This is a genomic window from Sphingomonas sp. GW822-FHT03G08, from assembly GCF_058801135.1.
In genome coordinates, this window is the sequence record NZ_JBXAMZ010000001.1 from 2,447,734 (window position 1) to 2,468,199 (window position 20,466).

The 20,466-nt window shown below is 69.0% G+C and carries 21 protein-coding genes and 2 riboswitches; all 21 genes read left to right on the forward strand.

The annotated features are described in order from the left end of the window. The first annotated feature begins 4 nt into the window (after positions 1–4). The 21 genes from AC1RJ5_RS11285 (at position 5) to cobU (ending at position 20,457) form a co-directional block, all read left to right on the forward strand. Entirely contained in the window at positions 5–733 is a 729-nt protein-coding gene (locus AC1RJ5_RS11285) for an SDR family NAD(P)-dependent oxidoreductase (protein WP_342249430.1), read from the forward strand. Beyond that, positions 717–1,634: a 2-dehydro-3-deoxygalactonokinase gene (locus AC1RJ5_RS11290; protein ID WP_342249431.1), complete on the forward strand. Its 918-nt coding sequence runs from the start codon at positions 717–719 to the stop codon at positions 1,632–1,634. The genes AC1RJ5_RS11285 and AC1RJ5_RS11290 overlap by 17 nt, the downstream gene beginning before the upstream one ends. After that, complete coding sequence (locus AC1RJ5_RS11295) at positions 1,631–3,070, forward strand: 2-dehydro-3-deoxy-6-phosphogalactonate aldolase (RefSeq protein ID WP_493113368.1); 1,440 nt, start codon at positions 1,631–1,633, stop codon at positions 3,068–3,070. The genes AC1RJ5_RS11290 and AC1RJ5_RS11295 overlap by 4 nt, the downstream gene beginning before the upstream one ends. 69 nt (positions 3,071–3,139) lie before the next feature. Beyond that, positions 3,140–4,423: a BNR-4 repeat-containing protein gene (locus tag AC1RJ5_RS11300; RefSeq protein WP_342249433.1), complete on the forward strand. Its 1,284-nt coding sequence runs from the start codon at positions 3,140–3,142 to the stop codon at positions 4,421–4,423. Between the two features lie 60 nt (positions 4,424–4,483). Next, positions 4,484–4,753, forward strand: a complete 270-nt coding sequence (locus tag AC1RJ5_RS11305) for a hypothetical protein (protein ID WP_269573808.1) — start codon at positions 4,484–4,486, stop codon at positions 4,751–4,753. 59 nt (positions 4,754–4,812) lie between these two features. Beyond that, a riboswitch (cobalamin riboswitch) is annotated at positions 4,813–5,034 on the forward strand. A gap of 175 nt (positions 5,035–5,209) precedes the next feature. Next, positions 5,210–7,150 (forward strand): TonB-dependent receptor plug domain-containing protein, encoded by a 1,941-nt coding sequence (locus AC1RJ5_RS11310; RefSeq protein WP_493113371.1) that lies wholly within the window; start codon positions 5,210–5,212, stop codon positions 7,148–7,150. 20 nt (positions 7,151–7,170) lie between these two features. Beyond that, the gene (gene cobO, locus AC1RJ5_RS11315) at positions 7,171–7,779 is read left to right on the forward strand and encodes a cob(I)yrinic acid a,c-diamide adenosyltransferase (RefSeq protein ID WP_269573806.1); all 609 of its coding nucleotides are present in this window, start codon (positions 7,171–7,173) and stop codon (positions 7,777–7,779) included. Further along, positions 7,779–8,636, forward strand: a complete 858-nt coding sequence (locus AC1RJ5_RS11320) for an ABC transporter substrate-binding protein (RefSeq protein WP_269573805.1) — start codon at positions 7,779–7,781, stop codon at positions 8,634–8,636. The genes cobO and AC1RJ5_RS11320 overlap by 1 nt, the downstream gene beginning before the upstream one ends. Continuing rightward, entirely contained in the window at positions 8,633–9,625 is a 993-nt protein-coding gene (locus tag AC1RJ5_RS11325) for a FecCD family ABC transporter permease (protein ID WP_269573804.1), read from the forward strand. Before AC1RJ5_RS11320 ends, AC1RJ5_RS11325 begins: the two co-directional genes overlap by 4 nt. After that, positions 9,619–10,392, forward strand: coding sequence for an ABC transporter ATP-binding protein (locus AC1RJ5_RS11330; protein ID WP_493113374.1), 774 nt, complete (start codon positions 9,619–9,621; stop codon positions 10,390–10,392). The genes AC1RJ5_RS11325 and AC1RJ5_RS11330 overlap by 7 nt, the downstream gene beginning before the upstream one ends. Further along, on the forward strand, positions 10,389–11,081 hold the full coding sequence (locus tag AC1RJ5_RS11335; RefSeq protein ID WP_342248844.1) for a phytanoyl-CoA dioxygenase family protein: 693 nt from the start codon (positions 10,389–10,391) through the stop codon (positions 11,079–11,081). Before AC1RJ5_RS11330 ends, AC1RJ5_RS11335 begins: the two co-directional genes overlap by 4 nt. Further along, positions 11,080–11,263: riboswitch (cobalamin riboswitch) on the forward strand. (Overlaps the previous gene by 2 nt.) A gap of 141 nt (positions 11,264–11,404) precedes the next feature. Next, a complete protein-coding gene (locus tag AC1RJ5_RS11340; protein ID WP_493113376.1) occupies positions 11,405–13,366 on the forward strand; it encodes a TonB-dependent receptor plug domain-containing protein in 1,962 nt (653 codons plus the stop codon). A 14-nt stretch (positions 13,367–13,380) separates the two neighbouring features. Then, a complete protein-coding gene (locus tag AC1RJ5_RS11345) occupies positions 13,381–13,917 on the forward strand; it encodes a hypothetical protein (protein ID WP_493113378.1) in 537 nt (178 codons plus the stop codon). Beyond that, entirely contained in the window at positions 13,917–14,324 is a 408-nt protein-coding gene (locus AC1RJ5_RS11350; RefSeq protein WP_342248847.1) for a DUF1636 domain-containing protein, read from the forward strand. Before AC1RJ5_RS11345 ends, AC1RJ5_RS11350 begins: the two co-directional genes overlap by 1 nt. Next, positions 14,321–15,334, forward strand: a complete 1,014-nt coding sequence (gene cobT / locus AC1RJ5_RS11355; RefSeq protein ID WP_342248848.1) for a nicotinate-nucleotide--dimethylbenzimidazole phosphoribosyltransferase — start codon at positions 14,321–14,323, stop codon at positions 15,332–15,334. The genes AC1RJ5_RS11350 and cobT overlap by 4 nt, the downstream gene beginning before the upstream one ends. Continuing rightward, the gene (locus AC1RJ5_RS11360) at positions 15,331–15,900 is read left to right on the forward strand and encodes a histidine phosphatase family protein (RefSeq protein ID WP_493113381.1); all 570 of its coding nucleotides are present in this window, start codon (positions 15,331–15,333) and stop codon (positions 15,898–15,900) included. Before cobT ends, AC1RJ5_RS11360 begins: the two co-directional genes overlap by 4 nt. Then, complete coding sequence (locus tag AC1RJ5_RS11365) at positions 15,897–16,616, forward strand: adenosylcobinamide-GDP ribazoletransferase (protein WP_493113383.1); 720 nt, start codon at positions 15,897–15,899, stop codon at positions 16,614–16,616. Before AC1RJ5_RS11360 ends, AC1RJ5_RS11365 begins: the two co-directional genes overlap by 4 nt. Further along, positions 16,613–17,578 carry an aminotransferase class I/II-fold pyridoxal phosphate-dependent enzyme gene (locus AC1RJ5_RS11370; RefSeq protein ID WP_493113385.1) on the forward strand — a complete coding sequence of 322 codons (966 nt, stop codon included), beginning with the start codon at positions 16,613–16,615 and terminating at the stop codon, positions 17,576–17,578. Before AC1RJ5_RS11365 ends, AC1RJ5_RS11370 begins: the two co-directional genes overlap by 4 nt. Next, on the forward strand, positions 17,571–18,509 hold the full coding sequence (gene cbiB, locus AC1RJ5_RS11375) for an adenosylcobinamide-phosphate synthase CbiB (protein ID WP_493113387.1): 939 nt from the start codon (positions 17,571–17,573) through the stop codon (positions 18,507–18,509). The genes AC1RJ5_RS11370 and cbiB overlap by 8 nt, the downstream gene beginning before the upstream one ends. Further along, entirely contained in the window at positions 18,497–19,954 is a 1,458-nt protein-coding gene (locus AC1RJ5_RS11380; RefSeq protein WP_493113389.1) for a cobyric acid synthase, read from the forward strand. Before cbiB ends, AC1RJ5_RS11380 begins: the two co-directional genes overlap by 13 nt. Further along, positions 19,951–20,457 carry a bifunctional adenosylcobinamide kinase/adenosylcobinamide-phosphate guanylyltransferase gene (gene cobU / locus AC1RJ5_RS11385; protein ID WP_493113391.1) on the forward strand — a complete coding sequence of 169 codons (507 nt, stop codon included), beginning with the start codon at positions 19,951–19,953 and terminating at the stop codon, positions 20,455–20,457. Before AC1RJ5_RS11380 ends, cobU begins: the two co-directional genes overlap by 4 nt. Positions 20,458–20,466 lie beyond the last annotated feature (9 nt).

Sequence of the window (20,466 nt, forward strand, 5' to 3'; positions counted from 1 at the left end):
GAAGGTGAGCGATAGCGAACTGGCCGGACGCACGGCGCTGGTCACCGGCGCCGCGAGCGGGATCGGTGCGGCGATCGCCCGGCGGCTCCGCACTGCCGGCGCCCGGGTCGTCGGGCTCGATCTTCGGCCGGCATCCGATGCGGACGAGGCGCTGGTCGCCGATCTTCGCTCGGATGCGGACGTGGCCGAAGCGGTGGCGCGGCTGGGCGGGATCGACATCCTCGTCCACGCCGCCGCGATCTCGGTGCATGGCGGCGTGATCGACACCGACACCGCCGCCTGGGCCGACATCTACAATGTCAACGTGATCGGCGCCGTGCGGTTGCTGCGCCATGCCGTGCCTCCGATGCGGGCGCGGGGCGGCGGGTCGATCCTGCTGCTTTCCTCGATCAACGCCGATTTCGCGACGCCGACGCTTGCGGCCTATGCCGCATCCAAGGCCGCTATCGAGAGCCTGACGCGCACCGCCGCGCTCGAATTCGCGCCGGATGGGATCCGGGTCAACGCAATCGCTCCGGCTTCGGTCGATACGCCGTTGCTGCAGGACTCCTTCGATCGCGCGGCCGATCCTGAAGCCGCGCGTGCCGCCAATATCTTGCGCCATCCGCTTGGCCGCCTCGGCACGCCCGAGGACGTTGCGGAGCTGGCGCTGTTCCTCGCCTCGGATCGGGCGAGCTGGATCACCGGGGCCATTCATCCCCTGGACGGAGGTGCAAGTGTCACACGCCGCTGATGCCGAGATTGTCGGCGTCAATTGGGGAAGCTCGAACTTCCGCGCCTGGCGCATCGCGGGCGACGGGACCGTGGTCGATGAGATCGTCGCGGCGAAGGGCGTTGCGGGGCTGAGCCGGGAAGGCATGGCCGAGGTTATGGCGACACTCGCCGCGCGCTGGCCCGATCACGGCCCGATCTACGCATCGGGCATGATCGGATCGAATATCGGCTGGGCCGAGGCGCCCTATGCGATTGCACCGGCCGGCATGGCGGACCTCGCCCGTGCGACGATCCCGGTGGAGATCGGCGACAGCCCGGTGCGGATCGTACCTGGCATCGCCTGCAACCGCGACTTCGACGCCGCGCCGGACATCCTGCGCGGCGAGGAAACCGAACTGCTCGGCCTGATGGAGCTGGCTCCCGGCGACGGCGTCGCGGCGCTGCCCGGCACCCATACCAAATGGGTGCGACGCGAGAATGGACGCATCGGCGAGTTCCTCACCGCCATGTCCGGCGAGATCTTCGACCGGCTGACCGCGCAGGGGCTGCTCGCCTCGATCGTCGAAGGCGAGGCGGCGGACGGACCGGCATTCCGCGAGGGAGTCGCACGCGGCCGTGCCGGCGGGCTTGGGCTGTCGAGCCTCCTCTTCGGCGCCCGCGCCCGCGTGATCCGCGGCGCGCTCAGCCGTGCCGACGCCGCATCCTATATCCGCGGACTGCTGATCGGTTCGGAGATCGCCGATGCGATGGCGGCCTTCCCCGATATGGGCGGTGCCGTGGTGCCGCTGATCGGTAACGGGCCGCTTTCCCGCCTCTACGCCGCCGCGCTCGGCTCGGTCGGCATCGAGAGCGAACTCGTCGAATCGCGCCGCGCCTGTCTTCTCGGCTTCCGCGCGATCCACCGGGCTAGCATCGGATGAGCGACGGCGCGGCCGCCCGGCTCGATGCGGCGCTGGCCGAACTGCCGATCGTCGCGATCCTGCGCGGCCTGCGCGTGGAGGAAGCGGTGGCGGTGGTCGGCGCGCTCTACGATGCCGGAATCCGTGTCGCCGAAGTCCCGCTCAATTCGCCCGACCCGTTCGACACGATCGCGCTGCTCTGCCGCCAGTTCGGCGACCGGATGGCGATCGGGGCGGGGACCGTCACCGATCCGGAGCAGGTACGAAAGCTGGCCGCATGCGGCGCGGCGATCTGTGTCTCGCCCAATGTCGATGCCGCGGTTATCGGGGAGGCACTAAATCTCGGCCTGGTTCCGCTGCCCGGTTGCGCAACGCCGAGCGAAGCGTTCGCCGCACTCGCCGCCGGCGCGCGCCACCTTAAGTTCTTCCCTGCCGCCGGGCGCGAAGGTGACATCGCCGCGCTGCGCACGGTGCTGCCTAAGCATGTGGTGGTGCTGGCGGTCGGCGGCGTCGGCCCGGCCAATATCCCGACATTGCGGGAGGCCGGCTGCAGCGGCTTCGGCATCGGATCGGATCTCTACAAGCCGGGCCGCTCCGCCGAGGAGGTCGGCGGCCGCGCCCGTGCGCTGGTCCGCGCCATCCGGCACGCCCCGCGCGCGCTGCTGCTCGCCAACCCGCAGGCGATCATCGGCGAGTCCCCGGTAGTGCAGGGCGATACCGTCACCTGGACCGATCCGGTGCGCCGCCGAATCTATCGCTTAACCGAAGGCCAGGCGACCGAACAACCGACCGACCAACCCGTCTTCGGCCTCGCCCCGCTGCCCGAGGACCGCATCGCCGGCACGCTCGAGAGCGCCTTCTGCACCCTCGCCGGTACTACCGGACCCGTTGCGGAGATCGGCGCCGGATGCCGCTTCAACGACCTGGCCGTCGATCCCAAAGGCGGCCTGTGGGGCGGGACGATGCACAAGGCGATCCTGGCGGGCCGCGGCGCAATCTTCCACGCGCCAAGCCCCGAAGCCGCGCCGCGCCGCGTGGCGGAAGGCCTGGGCGTTCCCAATGGCATGGCCTTCTCCGAAGACGGCAAGACGCTGTTCGTCATCGACACGCTCTCGCGCACCTTGATCGCCTATCCTGCCGATATCGAAGCCGGGATGCTCGGTGAGCCGGTGATCGTCAGCGACTTCATGAACGTGCCCGGCAAGCCCGACGGCATGACCCGCGCGGCCAATGGCCGTTTCTTCGTCGCGATGTGGGGCGGCGGCTGTATCGCCGAGCTGGCGCCCGACGGCGCCATGCTGCGCAGCATCCCGGTGCCGGCACCCAATCTCAGCAGCGCCGCGCTGGCTGGCGACACGCTCTACGCAACAAGCTCGCGCATGCGGCTTTCGCCTGCCCAGCTCGAGGCTTTCCCCGCCAGCGGCGGGCTTTTCGCGATTGACCTGACGGGCGGCTGATCCGCCCGACACACCCGGTCCAAGGAGACGCGTACCGAGTAACCAAAACTAAAATCAGGAGAGAATGCCATGCGCTTGCGCTTGATTGCCAGCACAGCGTTGCTGTGCCCGCTTGCCCTTTTGACGCCCGCCACCGCCCAGGCCCAGGTGGTCGTGGACACGGTACCGGCCGAGACCGATTCCTCCAATGCCGCCGCCTGGTGGCGGCCGATGGTGGTGAAGGGCAACACCACCTATGTCGCGTTCAACGCGCCGGGCGATACCGCCGGCACGCACAAGATCAAGATCGGTGTGAAGACCGGCACCGGCGCCTGGACGATCGACTATCTCAAGGACGAGAACGGCAATGTCTGGAGCCATGCCGACGATGTCGGGCATGACCAGCCGACGATCGCGGTGGACGGAGACGGCTATATCCATGTCTGGACCGATCATCATGTCGACGACTGGCGCTATTTCCGCTCGAGCGCACCCAATGATCCCACCGGAATGCTGCGCCGCATCAGCGACATGCCGGGCACTGTCGGCGCAACCTATCCAATCGCCGAGGATGCGCCCAATGGCGACATCTTCCTGATCATCCGCAACCATTACAACAATGCCGGCCAGGGCGAGCTCTATCGCTGGGACAATGCCGCGAACAGCTGGTCGAAGATCGGCATCTTCGCGCGCGAGAACACCAACTACGTCTATCCCGACGACCTGAAGATCGACGATGCGGGCAACGTCCATATCGCCTTCGAATGGGCCTATGGCACGCCGCGCTCGCTGCGCCACTACGGCTCCTACCTGAAGTACGATGTCGCCGCCGGCGTATTCCGCACCGCGAACGGCGTCGCGCTCAGTGCCCCGGCCACGCGCACCACCGCCAATGTCCTGTTCCAGGGGCTGGGCACCGGCGAGGTGTGGAACAACTCGAACGACGGCGTCGGCATCCAGGCGGCAGGACTCACCGTCGATCAATATGCCCGGCCGAGCATCGCCTATCGCTATCGCACCGCCGGCGGCACCAACGCGTACAACTTCGACGTCTACCGCGTGCGCTGGAACGGCGCCTGGGTCGATCGGGTGAAGATCTACACGGCGAACAACGACGTGCCCGCCGCCGTGGAGACCACGCACAACGGCACCCGGGCGCGGGTCTATTTCACCGTGCTGGGCAGTGGCCTGATGGCGGCGGAAAGCCCGACCTGGGCAGTACACCAGGTCGCGCCGGCCCAGAGCGCGGTGACCCGCATCTCGGGCATCCTCAAGTCGACGACCGAGGACGTGATCTACGCCGCGGCACCGACCGAGATCGACGCCAATCGCGGGCGGCTCCACGTCATCAGCATCGGCAACACCCTGCCCTGACCGAACGAACGCTCCGGCGGCGGGTCCCGCCGCCGGAGCGCTTCCGCATGGAGATCGCCCTTGATCCGCAAACACTTGCTCTGGCTGCTGCCGCTGGCGGGCATAGCCGGCCTGATGCTGTTCCTCGCACGCACCGCCGATGCGCCGGCAAAGAGCGGCACCGTGATCGTTTCGCCGACGCCCGACGCCGCGCCGAGCCCGGCGCCCATCCTCACTCCGCTGCCCGTCGCCACCGAGACGCCGAAGCCGAAGACGGTCCTCATTCCCGAGGCTCCAGCGAAGACGGCGGACGGCACGATCGTCACCCGCTGCACCGATCCGGAGTGCTGAGCGGCTTGGCGCGGCGTTCCATTTGCCCTATGCGCCGCGCCGTGGAGGGCACACGCCCTCCACGACAAGATCGCGCCGGTGCCCCGAAAGGGGCTTAAACGGGAATGCGGTGCGGACGGGCCTTCCGTCCAATTCCGCGGCTGTCCCTGCAACTGTAAGCGGCGAGCGCGATGCACTGGCTCCCCAATCGAGGGAGCAGCCACTGGACCATCGGTCCGGGAAGGCCGTGCATCACGCCCTGACCCGCGAGCCAGGAGACCTGCCGGCGCAACGGTCGCTCTTGCTTTGGTCCAGGGGATGGCCAGGGCACGGTATCTCTCCGTCTGAGCGACGAACCAAGCGGCAGGGGCCGCTTCGGTACGTGCGCGACGGCGAACAAGCGCCCGCCTCGCGTCTCGCACCGGCCGTTCGCGGCAGGCCCCCGCCCTCGTTGCACGGGCGCCGGGGGGACTACCCATGTTGAAGACCAGTTTCGTCTCGCTGCTCGCGATCGCCGCCGCCACGCCGGCCTTCGCCCAAGACGCGGTCCCGGCCAGCGACCCGCAGGATACGATTGTCGTCACCGCCTCGCGCTCGGGCGAAGGCACCGAACTCAAGGACCTGCCCGCCTCCGCCACGGTGATCACCGCGCAGCAGCTCGACCAGCGCCAGACCCGCATCGTCTCCGACGTGCTGCGCGACGTGCCCGGCGTCTCGGTCAGCCGGATCGGCGCGATCGGCGGCCAGACCCAGATCCGCATCCGCGGCTCGGAGAGCAACCACGTCCTCGTCCTGATCGACGGGATCGAGGCGGCCGATCCCTATTATGGCGAATATGACCTGGGCACGCTGATCGCCGATCCGGCGGCGCGCGTCGAAGTGCTGCGCGGCCAGCAGAGCTCGCTCTACGGATCGGACGCGATCGGCGGCGTAATCAACTACATCACGCTCTCGGGTCGCGAGGCGCCGGGCTACAGCGCGCGCATCGAAGGCGGCTCGTTCGGCACGATCAGCACCGCGGCCCGCGCCGCCGGCGCCTCGGGCGACTTCGACTATGCCGTGTCGGGCAGCTGGTACCACACCAAGGGCTATCCCACCGCGCGCGGCGGCAGCCGCGACATCGGCTCGGACAATGTCGGCGCGACCACCAAGCTGAACTGGACCCCGGCAGAGAATTTCAAGCTGAGCGGCGTGCTGCGCTACAGCTATACCGATGCCGAGACCAACGATGCCGATGCCAATCCGGCGAGCCCGAGCTTCGGCTACACGATCGACAGCCCCGGCACCTATTTCACCAACGAAGCGCTTTACGGCCTGCTCAGCGCCGAGCTGACCGCGCTCGACGGGCGCTGGACCAACACGCTCTCCGGCCAGTTCTCGGACACCACGCGCAAGGGCTACAACGCCTTCGGCTTCAACTATGGCGACAAGGGCCAGCGCTACAAGGGATCCTTCGTGTCGAGCTTCCGCTTCGGCACCGACGCGATCAGCCACCGGCTGACCGGTGCGGTCGATTGGGAGCGCGAGCAGTTCCAGAACATCGCGCCGTCCACCGGCTCGCCCTATGACGCGTTCCGCGGCCGCCGCGACACCGACAATCTGGGCCTGGTCGGCCAGTATGAGCTGACCGCGGGCGGCTTCACCGGCGGTGCCTCGATACGCTACGACGACAATAACCGCTTCGCCGACACCACCACCTGGCGCGTTCAGGCCGGCTATCGCCTGCCGACCGACACGCGCGTCCACGCCGCTTACGGCACCGGCGTGAAGAACCCCGGCTATTACGAGCTCTACGGCTATTCGAGCGGCACCTATATCGGCAATCCGGACCTGAAGCCGGAGAAGTCCGAGGGCTGGGAAGTCGGCGTCGACCAGAGCTTCTGGGACGGCAAGGCCGTGATCGGCGCGACCTGGTTCGATTCTAAGCTGACCGACGAGATCTACACCAGCTATCCGGCGCCCAACTACACCGCGACGCCGGCCAACCGCGCCACCGATTCCAAGCAGCACGGCGTGGAAGTCACCGCCAGCCTGCGCCCGATCCGGCAAGTGCAGATCGAGGCGGTCTATACGCATCTTGATGCTACCGAGGACGGTGTCACCGAAGTCCGCCGCCCCGGCGACATTGCCAGCTTCAACGCCACGCTCTTCAGCAAGGACGAGCGCTTCTCGACCACGCTGACCGTGCGCTACAATGGCCGGATCGACGACGTCGCCTATACCGACCCGAGCTATGTGCCGGTGCGCGTGTCGCTCAAGCCCTTCACGCTGGTCAATCTCAACGCGCAGTACAAGCTGACCGATCGCTTTTCGGTATTCGGCCGCGTCGAGAACCTGTTCGACGTGAACTATGAGGAAGTGTTCAGCTTCGCGACCCCGGGTGCTGCCGTCTATGGCGGCGTCCGCGTGGCGTTCTGAAGCATCAGGGGGAAGCGGCCGTGAAGCAGCGCACCGACGAAGAGCATAATGCCAAGATGAAGAAGCTTCAGGTCGCCCAGGCCAAGAAGCTTGCCACCAAGACGGTCGAGAAGGGCCTGATCATCGTCCATACCGGGCCGGGCAAGGGCAAGACCTCCGCCGCGCTCGGCATGGCCGTGCGTGCGATCGGGCACGGCATGAAGGTTGGCATGGTGCAGTTCGTGAAGGGCGCGATGGCCACCGGCGAGAAGGCGGTGTTCGACCGCTTCCCCGACCTGATCGAATTCAAGCCGATGGGCGAGGGCTTCACCTGGGACACGCAGGACCGCAGCCGCGACATCGCGGTGGCGCGCGAGGCGTGGGAAGAAGTGAAGCGGATGATCGCCGATCCCGAATACGCGATGGTGATCGCCGACGAGCTCAACATCGTGCTGCGCTACGATTATCTGCCGACCGAGGAAGTGCTCGAGGCGCTCGCCGCGAAGCCTGCAATGAAGCATGTCATCATCACCGGTCGCAACGCCCCCCAGGCGCTGATCGACGCCGCCGATCTCGTCACCGAGATGGCGCAGGTGAAGCACCCCTTCCGTGAACAGAACGTCAAGGCACAGGCGGGGATCGAGTTCTGATGGCTCCGGCCAAGCTCCTGGCCCTGCCGCTGCTCGCCCTGGGCGGCGCGGCGCTCTGGGCGAGCGCCCCCGCATCCGCGCCGCCCTCGACCAAGCCCGAGCGGATCGTCTCGCTCAACCTGTGTGCCGATCAGCTCGTTCTCGCGCTCGCCGATCGCAACCAGATCGCCGGACTCACCCGCAACGCCACCGACACCGAGATGTCGGGCGAGGCCATGAAGGCGCGCGGTCTGCCGGTGCTCAAGAACTCGGCCGAGCAAATCCTTGCGATCGATCCCGACCTGGTCGTCGGCATGCCGGCGAAGCGCAGCGCGGCGATGCGCGCGCTCAAGGGCCACAAGTACAACATGCTCGATCTCGAGACCGCCAATACGGTCGATGAGATCTATGCCTCGATCCGCCAGACAGCAGTGGCGGTCGGCCATCCCGAGCGCGGTGAAGCACTGGTCGCGAGGATGCAGGCGGCGCTGGCCAGGATCGGCAAGCCCGGCGGCGGCAAGGTCGCGGCCTATTACCAGCGCCGCGGCTTCATGACCGGCACCGGCACGCTGATCGACGACCTGATGCAGCGCATGGGACTGGTGAACCTGGCAGCGAAGCTCGACAAGCCGCCGCTCTCGCAGCTCAGCCTCGAGGAGATGGTCGCGGCCGGCCCCGATTACCTCATCGTCGAGAGCGCCACCGACAAGATCGCCGACCAGGGCACCGAGATGCTCCACCATCCGGCGATCGCCAACATCCCCCGTATCTCCATCCCCCAGGCATGGACCGTGTGCGGCAGCCCCGCCTATGTCGAGGCGGCCCAGGGGATGGCGACCCAACTTATCCGCTATCAGGATCGGACCCACGCCCGATGACCCTATCCCGTCCCTTGTTGATCGGCGGCCTGCTCGCTCTCACGCTCGTCGCGGCGATCGGATCCTTGCTGTTCGGCCCGGTCCATCTGTCACTCGCCCGGATGTTCGCCGCCTTTACCGGGCATGGTGACCGCATCGCCTCCACCATCCTGCTCGAACTGCGCCTGCCGCGCATGCTGCTCGGCCTCGGCGTCGGCGCGATGCTCGGCCTGGCCGGCGCGGCGCTGCAAGGGTATCTGCGCAACCCGCTCGCCGAGCCTTCGGTGCTCGGCACGTCAAACGCCGCGTCGCTCGGCGCGGTGGCGGCGCTCTATTTCGGGCTGGCCGAGTTGCATCCGATCGTACTCCCCGTACTGGCGGTGCTTGGCGCGCTGCTGTCGCTGGTCGGCCTGTCCGCACTTGCCGGACGCTCGGAAAGCCCGCTCACCCTGATCCTCGCCGGCATCGCCATCGCCACCTTGGCCACGGCGGGCGTGAGCCTGGCGCTCAACCTTTCGCCCAATCCCTTCGCGGCGATGGAGATCATGACCTGGCTGCTCGGCAGCCTGGAGAACCGCTCGTTCGAACATGTCTGGATCGCCTATCCCTGCATCGCGATCGGTGCGCTGCTGCTTTTCTGGGACGGCCGCGCGCTCGATGCGCTGACGCTCGGCGAGGACGGCGCCCAGGCGCTCGGCGTCGATATCCAGCGCACCCGCATCCGCCTGTTGCTCGGCACCGCGATCGGCGTCGGCGGCGCGGTCGCGGTATCGGGCGCGATCGGATTTGTCGGCCTGATCGTCCCGCATCTCGTCCGCCCGCTCACCGACCGGAGCCCCTCGGCGATCCTGCTGCCCTCCGCGATCGGCGGCGCCGCCCTGCTCACCTTCGCCGATCTCGCGGTGCGGCTTATCGATACCAAGAACGAGCTCAAGCTCGGCGTCGTGACCGCGTTCCTCGGCGTACCGGTCTTCCTGATCCACCTGATGCGGGAGCGCCGCCTGTGGTGAACATTCGTCTCGAACAGGTCGGCGTGTCGCTCGGCAAGCGCCATGTCGTCCGAAACGCCAGCGCAGCCTTCGTGCCCGGCACGCTCACCGGCATCGTCGGCCCCAATGGTGCGGGCAAGTCCACCCTCGCCCGCGCGATGCTGGCGCTGGTGCCGCATAGCGGGCGCATCCTTGTCGATGACGCCGACGTCGCGAGCATGGCGCGCGCGGAACTGGCCAGGCGTGTCGCCTATCTCCCCCAGGGCCAGACGCTGCACTGGCCGCTCACCGTCGAGCGGCTGGTCGAGCTTGGCCGCCTGCCGCATCTCGCGCCGATGTCGCGGATCGGCGAGGCCGATACCGCAGCGATCGAGCGGGCGATGGCGCGCGCCGATGTCGGGGGCTTGCGCGACCGCCCCGCCACCGAGCTTTCGGGCGGCGAGCGCGCCCGCGTCCTCCTCGCCCGCGCGCTCGCGGTGGAAGCCCCCGCACTGATCGCCGACGAGCCGCTCGCCAGCCTCGATCCCGGTCACCAGATCGACGTGATGGAGCTGCTCCAGTCCGAGGCCCGCGCCGGCGGTCTGGTGATCGCGGTGCTCCACGACCTCACCATGGCCGCACGCTACTGCGACCGGCTGGTGCTGATCGACGGCGGCACCGTCGTCGCCGACGGGACGCCCGCCGAAGTTCTCACTTCCGCCAATCTCAAGTCGGTCTACGGCATCGAGGCGAAGGTAGAGCTCAGCGGCGACTGGCCGACGATCACCACTTTGGGCCGCAGCCGATGACCGATCCCGCCTTCTACCGCGAACAGGGCTATGCCGCCCTGCCACTGTTCGATCGCGCGCTGGTCGAGGCCGCACAGGCCGATATCGCCGAGCATATCGACCGGCTGTCGCACGCCTTCTACCTGCCCTTCGACAAGAGCTGCCCCGACGTCCCGCTCGCCGAACGGCTCGACCGGATCTATGCGAGCGACCGCAGCCAGGCGAACCTGCTGCGCGTCGCGATCTGCACCGATGCGCATCGCGGCCCCAGGCTGCAGGAGATCGCCAACGATCCGCGCCTGCTCGCCGAGGCCCAGCGGCTCAGCGAGCGCGAACTGGCCGGCAAGGTCGTCCGTATCCGCGCCAGCATCGCCAGCTTCCCCGAGCACCGCCACGCCTGGCACTCGGACGTTGCCCGCGACGACGGCACCTCGTGCGGGCAGGTCTGGACCACCGCCTGGATCCCGCTCTGCGACGCCGGGCCCGGCAATGGCGGGCTGGAGATCATCCCCGGCCGCCAGCCCGCGCCGCTCGCCAGCGAGACCGACCAGGGCCTTCGGATCACCGACGAGGCGATCGCCGGCATGCCCCGGCTCCAGCCCGAATGTCCGGCGGGCACCGTCCTGTTCCTCGATCGCTTCACGCCGCACCGCACGCTGCCGGCCGACAAGGCACGCTTCGCGCTTGTCGTCTGGATGAAGGCCGCCTAAGGGCAGCGCCGCGACAGGTTCCCCGGAGACGGGGATGAAAAGGGAACGGGAAAACCCCGGCTGCCCCTGCAACTGTAAGCGGTGAGTCATCGGCCATTTGCCATTGGGTGTTGCAGCCCGAGAAGGCGGCCGACCGGCATCGACCCGCGAGCCAGGAGACCTGCCCGTCGTGGTCGTCTTTCGTGCGGACAGGGTGTGCCGGACGGACGGGGGTGAACCCGAGCGACGACAAGGTTGGCCGCGCGCATGCGCGGACGCTGTCGTGCGCGCCCAATGGCCCCGGCAGCGTCCGCGCGTACCCGGCATGTCGATTGGGTCGAATAATGCTGAAGTCCGTTTTCCGTCTCTCCGTTTCTGTTCTCGCCCTCGCCGCAGCTCCCGCCGCCTTCGCGCAGCAGGCCGCCGCACCCGATGCCGCCGCCACCGAGAGCAACGACGACATCGTCGTCACCGCCACCCGCGCGCCGGTGAACATCGACCAGGTTCCCGCCTCGATCACCGTGCTCGACAAGGCCGCGATCGATCGCAGCCAGGATGTCGGCGCGACCGAACTCCTGCTCCGCACGCCCGGCATCAGCATCTCGCGCAACGGCGGCTATGGCACTTCGACCTCGCTGCGCATCCGCGGCGCCGAATCCGACCAGACCGTGGTGGTGATCGATGGCGTGAAGCTCAACGATCCGGCGGCCACCGGCGGCGGCTACAACTTCGCCAACATGCTGATCGGTGACAGCGCGCGCATCGAAGTGCTGCGTGGGCCCCAGTCGATCCTCTGGGGCAGCCAGGCGATCGGCGGCGTGGTCAACATCGTCACCGCCACGCCCGAAAAGCCGCTCGAGGGCAGCTTCGACATCGAGGCCGGCTCGCGCGAGACGGTCAGCGCCCGCGCTGCGATCGGCGGCAAGACCGGCCCGCTCGCCTGGCGCATCGGCGGCCAGCGCTTCACCACCGCGGGCATCTCGGCGATCGCCCCTGAATTCGGCGGCAAGGAAGCCGATGGCTACACCAACAGCAGCGCCAGCGGCCGCGCCGAGCTGACGCTCACCAGCAACCTGAGCGTCGAGGTCCGCGGCTATTATTCGAACGGCCGTACCGAGATCGATTCGACCAGCGGCGACAATAGCGACTATTCGACCAACGAGGAGTTTGTCGGCTATGCGGGCATCAACCTGTCGCTGCTCGACGGGCGTTTCCGCAACCGCTTCGCCTATGCCTATACCGACACCGATCGCGACAGCTACGGCCCGACCCGCGCCCGCCCGTTGAGCTTCGAGTCCGACGGCAAGAACAAGCGCTTCGAGTACCAGGGCAGCTTCGCCTTCACGAAGCAGATCTCCGCGGTGTTCGGCGTCGAGAACGAGAATTCGGACTTCCGCAGCCGCTCGCCCGCCGCGTCGCTGGCAACGCCTCTGCCGGCCTTTGCGCGCGGCGAGGCCGAGCTGACCAGCGCCTATGCCCAGCTCAGCGTCGAGCCGATCACCGGCCTGACCCTGAACGGCGGCATCCGCTATGACGATCACAGCCGCTTCGGCGGGCAGACCCTGTTCCAGGCCGGCGGCGTGTGGCGCCTGCCGACCGGTACAATCCTGCGGGCCAACTACGGTGAAGGCTTCAAGGCGCCCTCGCTGTACCAGCAGTTCAGCGAATACGGGAACACTGCGCTGGACCCGGAACAGGCCAAGGGCTGGGAAGCCGGCGTCGAGCAGCAGCTGTTCGGCCGCAAGCTGGTGTTCGGCGCGACCTGGTTCGAGCGCAAGACCACCAGCCAGATCATCTTCAACAGCTGCACCACGACCTCGACCGTGCCGCTCTGCTTCGTGCCGGGCAGCACCACCGTGCGCCGTTTCGGCTATTATTCGAACGTCTCGCGTGCCGAAGCACATGGCATCGAGGCTTCGGGCGCGCTCAACCTGGGCGGCTTCACCCTGGACGGCAACTACAGCTGGACCGTCGCCGAGGATCGCTCGGCCGGCACCGCGACCTTCGGCAAGTGGCTGCCGCGCCGCCCGCAGAACACCGCGAACGGCTCGATCAGCTATGCCTTCCCGTTCGGCCTGACCACCGCCGCGGCGGTGCGCTGGTCCGGCCACAGCTTCGACAATGCGGCGAACACCACCAGGCTCGACGACTATACGCTGGTCGACCTGCGCGCCGAGCTCAAGGCCGGTGACAATCTCAGCGTGTTCGCCCGCGCCGAGAACCTGTTCGACGAGAAGTACATGACCGCCTATCGCTACGGCACGCTGGGCCGCAGCATCTATGCCGGCATCCGCGGGCGCTTCTGATGGGAGAAGGCAATATGACGCAGGCACGCGCATCCACGCTGTGGATCATGCTGCTTACCCTGGCGAGCATGGCGACCAGTTTCGCTCTTGCCTGCACGGCTCCGGTTGCGGCGCTCGCCGCGCTGGCGGCAGTGCATATGCGCCGGCGCGACGGGATCGCGCTGGCGCTCGCCGCCTGGGGCGCCAACCAGGCGGTCGGCTTCCTGTTCCTCCACTATCCGCATGACCCCAAGACGCTCCTCTGGGGCGTCGGGCTCGGCACCGCGGCGGCCGGATCGGCGATCGGCGCCTATGCCGCGCTCGGCCAGCTCCGAATCCAATCGACCGTCGCGAAACTGGCCATCGCCTATGTCGCGGCGTTCGTTGCCGGCAAGCTGGTCACCCTGTGCTGGGCGGCGATGCTGGGCGGCGTGGCAATCACGCTTCACCCCGGCTATTCGCTCGACCAGTTCCTGCGCAACGGTGCGATCCTGATCGGGCTCTATGCCTTTTACCGGCTGCTGGTCGCGCTCGGGGTGCCGGCGCCGGGCGGCAAGCTGGCCACCGCCTGATGCTTACCCGCGTCGCGGACGGCCCGGCGGTCGTCGCCTGCAACACCTGTCGCCATTCCGCGGACTCCCGCGAGGATGGCGCAGGCGTGCGCGGCGGCGCCCGGCTGGTTGCGGCGCTCCGGGCCGTGCAGGCGAAGGATCCGCGCTATGCCGGTGTCGCAGTGCAGGAAATGCCGTGTCTGTTCGCCTGCACCGATCACTGCACCGTCCATCTGCGCGCGCCCGACAAGGTCGGCTATGTCCTGGGCCGGTTCACGCCCGACGAGGACAGCGCACGCGCCATTCTCGACTATGCCGTGCACTATGCAGCCAGCGAGCATGGCCGTGTCCCCTATTCCGCCTGGCCCGAGGGAATTAAGGGCCATTTCATCACGCGCACCCCGCCCCCAGGATTCGTCGCAGAATGATCTTCGCCTCGCCCGCCGATTTCCGTGTCGCGCTCGCCGATCTTTGTGTTCCGGACGAAGGCGCCATCGCTGCGGCGCGCGCCCGCCAGGCCGAGCTGACCAAGCCGGCAGGCTCGCTCGGCCGGCTCGAGGAGCTCGCGGTCTTTATCGCCGGCTGGCAGGGCAATCCGCGCCCCACTATCAAGCGCGCCCGTACCGCGATCTTCGCCGGCAACCACGGCGTGACCGTCCACGGCGTCAGTGCCTTCCCGGCCAGCGTGACCGTCCAGATGGTCGCCAATTTCGAGGCCGGCGGCGCGGCGATCAACGCCCTGTCCGGCGCGGCCGGCCTTGAGCTCGAAGTGACCGCGCTCGATCTCGACACCCCCACCGCCGATTTCACCATCGCCCCGGCAATGACCGAGGCCGAGTGCCTTGCCGCGCTCAACGCCGGTGCAGCCGTAGTGGGCAACGACCTTGACCTGCTCACCGTAGGCGAGATGGGCATCGGCAATTCCACCGCCGCCGCCGCGCTCTGCCTGCGCGCCTTTGGCGGCACCGCGGCAGAGTGGATCGGCCCGGGCACCGGCGTCGATGCCGAAGGTATCGCCCGCAAGACCGCGGTCGTGGAGCGTGCACGCGCCTTCCACGCCGATGGGCCGGCGGACGCCTTCGAGACGCTGCGCCGGGTCGGCGGGCGCGAGATCGCGGCGATCGCCGGTGCCGTGTTGCACGCCCGGCAGCTCGGCATCCCCGTGGTGCTCGACGGCTTCATCAGCAGCGCGGCCGTGGCCCCGCTCGCGGCCGACAATGTCGAGATCACCGATCATTGCATCGCCGGCCATGTCTCGGCGGAGCCCGGCCATGTCCGGCTGCTCGCCAGGCTCGGCCTCGACCCGCTGCTCGAACTCGGCATGCGGCTCGGCGAAGGCAGCGGCGGAGCGCTCGCGGTGAACCTGATCCGCTCCGCACTGGCCGCGCACAACCAGATGGCGACATTTGCCGAGGCACAGGTCGCCGCCAAGCTGTGACGCCCTGGACACTGCATCTGCTGCGCCACGGTGCACCGGCTTTGCCCGGACGGCTGATGGGGCGCACCGATTGCGGATCGACACCCGAAGGGATCGCCGCCTGCGTCGCGCGTGCTGCCGGTCTGGATATTGAGCGCATCGTCAGTTCCGATCTCCAGCGCGCGCGCCACGCCGCCGCCGCGATCGCCGACGCCGGCAGGATCTGGCCCGCTGTCGACCCGCGCTGGCGCGAACTCGATTTCGGGGTCTGGGACGGGTTGGCGCCGGACGAGGTCGAGTCCGGCGCGATGCTGCGCTTCTGGGAAGACCCCGACGCCAATCCGCCGCCCGGCGGCGAGCGCTGGTCGGAGCTGGTCGCGCGCGTCTCCGCCGCGATTGCCGCACTCGAACCCTCGCCCACGCTGGTCGTTACCCATGGCGGCGCGATCCGCGCGGCGCTGCACCTGTTGTGCGGCTTCGGCCAGCACAAGCTCTGGGCCTTCGACCTGCCCTATGCGGCTTTGGTCTCGCTGCGCGTATGGCCGGGCGAGAAGCCGAGCGCCCAGATTTCCGGGCTCGTCACATGAAGGGCCTGATCGTCGCGATCCAGTTCCTGACTCGACTCCCGACTCCACGCCTGCCGGTGAGCGGCGCCGAGTTCGCCGCGTCGATGCGCTGGTTCCCGGCGGTCGGCCTGATCATCGGTGCCCTCGTCGCGGGCGGATGCTGGCTCGGCGCCGCGATCGATCCCTGGAGCGGTGCGCTCGCCGGGCTGGTGCTGTGGGTAGCGGTCACCGGCGCGCTGCATCTCGACGGACTCGGCGACATCGCCGATGCGGCGGGCGCCGCGCACAAGGACCGAGACCGCGTCCTTGCGGTGCTCTCCGATCCGCATATCGGCAGCTTCGGCGCGGTGGCGATCGGCGTGCAGCTCATCGCCAAGCTGATACTGCTTCACGCCCTGGTCGCGACGAGTGCCTGGCTGGCCATCGTGCCGATCCCCTTTGCTGCGCGCATCGCCCCGCTGTTCTGGACGCGCTGGCTGCCCGACCTCCATGCCGGCCTCGCCTCGCGCTTCCGCGACGCGGTGCGCCCGCTCGACCTGGCGATCTGGAGCGTGGCGCTGCTCGCCGCCTGCTGGTTCTCGCCGAGCCTGATCGCCGCGCCCCTGCTGTGGTTCGGCTGGGCGGCCTGGCTGTGGCGCAAGCTTGGCGGCATATCGGGCGACGGCCACGGCGCCGGGATCGAGCTGACCGAAACCGGCCTGCTGCTCGCCGCGCTGCTGCTGGTCCGCTTCGCATGAGCGCCAGCTGGACCTGGCACGGCGGCGGCATGGAAGCCGCCCGCAGGCATTTCGGCGGCGAGGACTGGATCGATCTTTCGACCGGCATCAACCCCCACCCCTGGCCCGGCACCAACGCCCTGGCCATCGACTGGCAGCGCCTGCCGGAGCGGCATGAACTGGCCGGACTCGAGGCCGCCGCCGCCGACTATTTCGAGGTCGACCCGCGCCATGTCTGCGCGGTGCCCGGCACCGAAATCGGGCTGCGGCTCGCGGGTGGCCTTGTCGGCGGCAGCGCGCACTATGTCGCGCCGACCTATCGCACCCATGGCGAGATGATCGCCGGCGCAATCCGGACGACACTCGACGCGGCCGGTGCCGGCACGGTGATCCTCGCCAACCCCAACAATCCCGACGGCCGCGCCCTTTCGTCCGCGCAGCTTCGCGGCCTGCTCGACCGTCGCGATCCCGGCGCCTGGCTGCTGCTCGACGAAGCCTTTGCCGATGCCGACCCCGCGCTGAGCCTCGCCGATCATATCGACGATGCCCGGCCGCTGATGATCTTCCGCTCCTTCGGCAAGTTCTTCGGGCTGGCCGGCGTACGGCTCGGCTTCGTCCTCGGCCCCAGCCCGATGCTCGAAGCGATCCGCGCGGCTCTTGGCGCCTGGCCGGTCTCCGCTGCCGCGATCGCGATCGGCACCGCGGCCTATCGCGATCGCTCCTGGACCGAGGCCATGCGCGCTCGGCTTAGGAATGACGCCGCCGCGCTCGACGCCGTGCTTGCCGCTGCCGGACACGCCGCGATCGGCGCCTGCCCGCTCTTCCGCCTGATCGAAGTGCCGAGCGGCATTGCGCTGTTCGAGCAGCTCGCCCGCCACGCCATCCTGACCCGCCCCTTCGCCGAGCAGCCCCGCTGGCTGCGCATCGGCCTGCCCTCGACGGGCGAAGCACTCGCCCGGCTCGAAGCGGCGCTCCGTGGCTGAGCCGATCGCCCTCGCCGCGCTCGCGCTCGACGCCACGCTGGGCTGGCCCGGCAAGCTCTACCGCCGGATCGGCCATCCCGTCGGCCTGTTCGCGGCGATCATCGGCACCTGCGAGAAGCTCTGGAACCGCCGCGAGCGCGGCTTCGCAGCGCGGCGCACACTCGGTGTCCTGACGGTCCTGCTGCTCGTCATCCTGATCGGTGGCACCGCCTGGCTCATCCAGAGCATGCTGCTGCGCCATCTCGGCACCTGGGGCTGGCTCGCCGTCGCGCTGCTCGCCTGGCCGGCCCTCGCCCAGCGCAGCCTGTTCGACCATGTCCGCCCGGTCGCCCGGGCACTGGCAGCAGGCACCCTGCCCGAAGCCCGCCGCGAAGTCGGCAAGATCGTCGGCCGCGACACGGAACAGCTCGACGCGCCCGGCATCGCCCGTGCCGCGATCGAAAGCCTGGCCGAGAGTTTCTGCGACGGCGTCGTCGCTCCCGCCTTCTGGCTGCTGCTGCTCGGCCTGCCCGGGGTGTGGACCTACAAGGCGATCAACACCGCGGACTCGATGATCGGCCACCGCGAGGAGCGCTGGCGCGCATTCGGCTGGGCGGCGGCGCGCAGCGACGACCTGCTCAACCTGATCCCCGCCCGCCTTTCCGGCCTGCTGCTCTGCCTCGCCGCGCCGGGGGGCTGGCGGACATTGCTACGCGACTCGCACAAACATGCCTCGCCCAATGCCGGCTGGCCCGAGGCGGCGATGGCGGGCGCCCTGGGGCTGCGCCTGGCCGGCCCGATCGCCTATGACGGCGCGGTGCAGAACAAACCCTGGATCGGCGACGGCCGCAGCGACGCGAACGCTGGAGACATCGCCCGCGCGCTGCACCTCTATGTCCGCGCCTGCCTGCTGCTCTGGATCATCGCGGGAGTTGTCGCATGGGCGCGCTGATGCTGCAGGGCACCGGCTCCGATGTCGGCAAGTCGGTGCTGGTCGCCGGGCTCTGCCGCGCCTTCGCCAATCGCGGGCTCACCGTACGCCCGTTCAAGCCGCAGAACATGTCGAACAACGCCGCGGTGACCAGCGATGGCGGCGAGATCGGCCGCGCCCAGGCGCTGCAGGCCATCGCCTGCCGGGTCCCGCCGCATACCGACATGAACCCGGTGCTGCTCAAGCCCCAGGCCGATCGCACCTCGCAGTTGATCGTGCAAGGCAAGGTGCGCGGCACGCTCGGCTCGGGCAATTTCCGCCAGGCGCGCGGCAGCCTGATCGGCGAGGTGCTGGAGAGCTACCAGCGCCTGCGCGAGCAATGCGACCTGGTCGTGGTCGAAGGCGCCGGCTCCCCGGCGGAGATCAACCTGCGCGCCGGCGACATTGCGAATATGGGCTTTGCCCGCGCCGCCAATGTGCCGGTGGTGCTGGTGGGTGACATCGATCGCGGCGGCGTGATCGCGGCGATCGTCGGCACCCGCGCGGTGATCGAGCCCGAGGATGCGGAGATGATCCGCGGCTTCCTGATCAACAAGTTCCGCGGCGATCCCGCGCTGTTCGAGGATGGCTATCGCGCGATCGAGCAGCGCGCCGGCTGGCGCGGCTTCGGGGTGATCCCCTGGCTGCCCGCCACCGTCCGCCTGCCGAGCGAGGACGCCGTCATTCTCGATCGCACCGCCTCGCGCGGGGAATGGCGCAAGCTGGTCGCGTGCCCGATCCTGCCGCGCATCGCCAATTTCGACGACCTCGATCCGTTGAAGCTCGAACCCGGCGTCGAACTGGTCATGATCCCGCCCGGCACGCCGATCCCGGGAGACGCCGCGCTGGTCGTGCTACCCGGCTCCAAGGCGACGGTCGCCGACCTCGCCTTCCTGCGCTCCCAAGGCTGGGACGTCGACATCCTGGCGCATCATCGCCGCGGCGGCGCGGTGCTCGGCCTGTGCGGCGGCTACCAGATGCTCGGCCGCACGGTTGCCGATCCGCTGGGAATCGAGGGGCCGTCGGGCGAAGTCGCCGGTCTCGGCCTGCTCGATGTCGAGACCAGCCTCGCCCCCGCCAAGATACTGCGCCATGCCAGCGGCACCGCGCTCGGCGCGCCGGTGACCGGCTATGAGATGCATATGGGCGAAACGACCGGCCTGGACACTGCCCGTCCCTTCGCCGATCTCGACGGGCTCGGCCCCGAAGGCGCGGTCAGCCGCGACGGTTCGGTGATGGGCAGCTATCTCCATGGCCTGCTCGCCACGCCCGAGATGCGCACGGCATTGCTCGCCCGGATCGGCGTGGCCGGCGCGGGGCGCGACTATCAGGCCGATGTCGATGCCGCGCTCGACGAGATCGCCGGCGAACTCGAGCGCCACGCTGATGTGGACGCGCTGCTCCAGCTTGCCCGGGAGGCCCGATGACCAGGTTGTTCGTCCTAGGCGGCGCCCGCTCGGGCAAGAGCCGCTACGCCCAGCAGCGCGCCGAGGCGCTCGCCGGCCGCCATGTCTTCATTGCCACCGCCGAGGCATGGGATGAGGAGATGGCCGATCGCATCGCCCGCCACCGCGCGGACCGTGACGCCCGCTGGCAGACGGTGGATGCTCCGCGCGACCTCGTCGCCGCGCTTGATGCGGCGAGCGGCACCAGCGCGGTGGTGCTGGTCGATTGCCTGACGCTCTGGGCCAGCAACCTGCTGCTCGCCGATACCGATATGGATGCCGCCACCGTAGCGCTGGCCGAAGCCATCGCCCGGTTCGACGGAGCGCTGATCCTCGTCGCCAATGAAGTCGGCCTCGGCATCGTCCCCGACAATGCCCTTGCCCGCCGCTTCCGCGACGCCGCCGGGCGGATCAACCAGGCCGTGGCGACGATCGCCGACGAAGTGATGCTGGTGGTCGCCGGCCTGCCGATGCGCGTCAAGTAACTCTTTCGG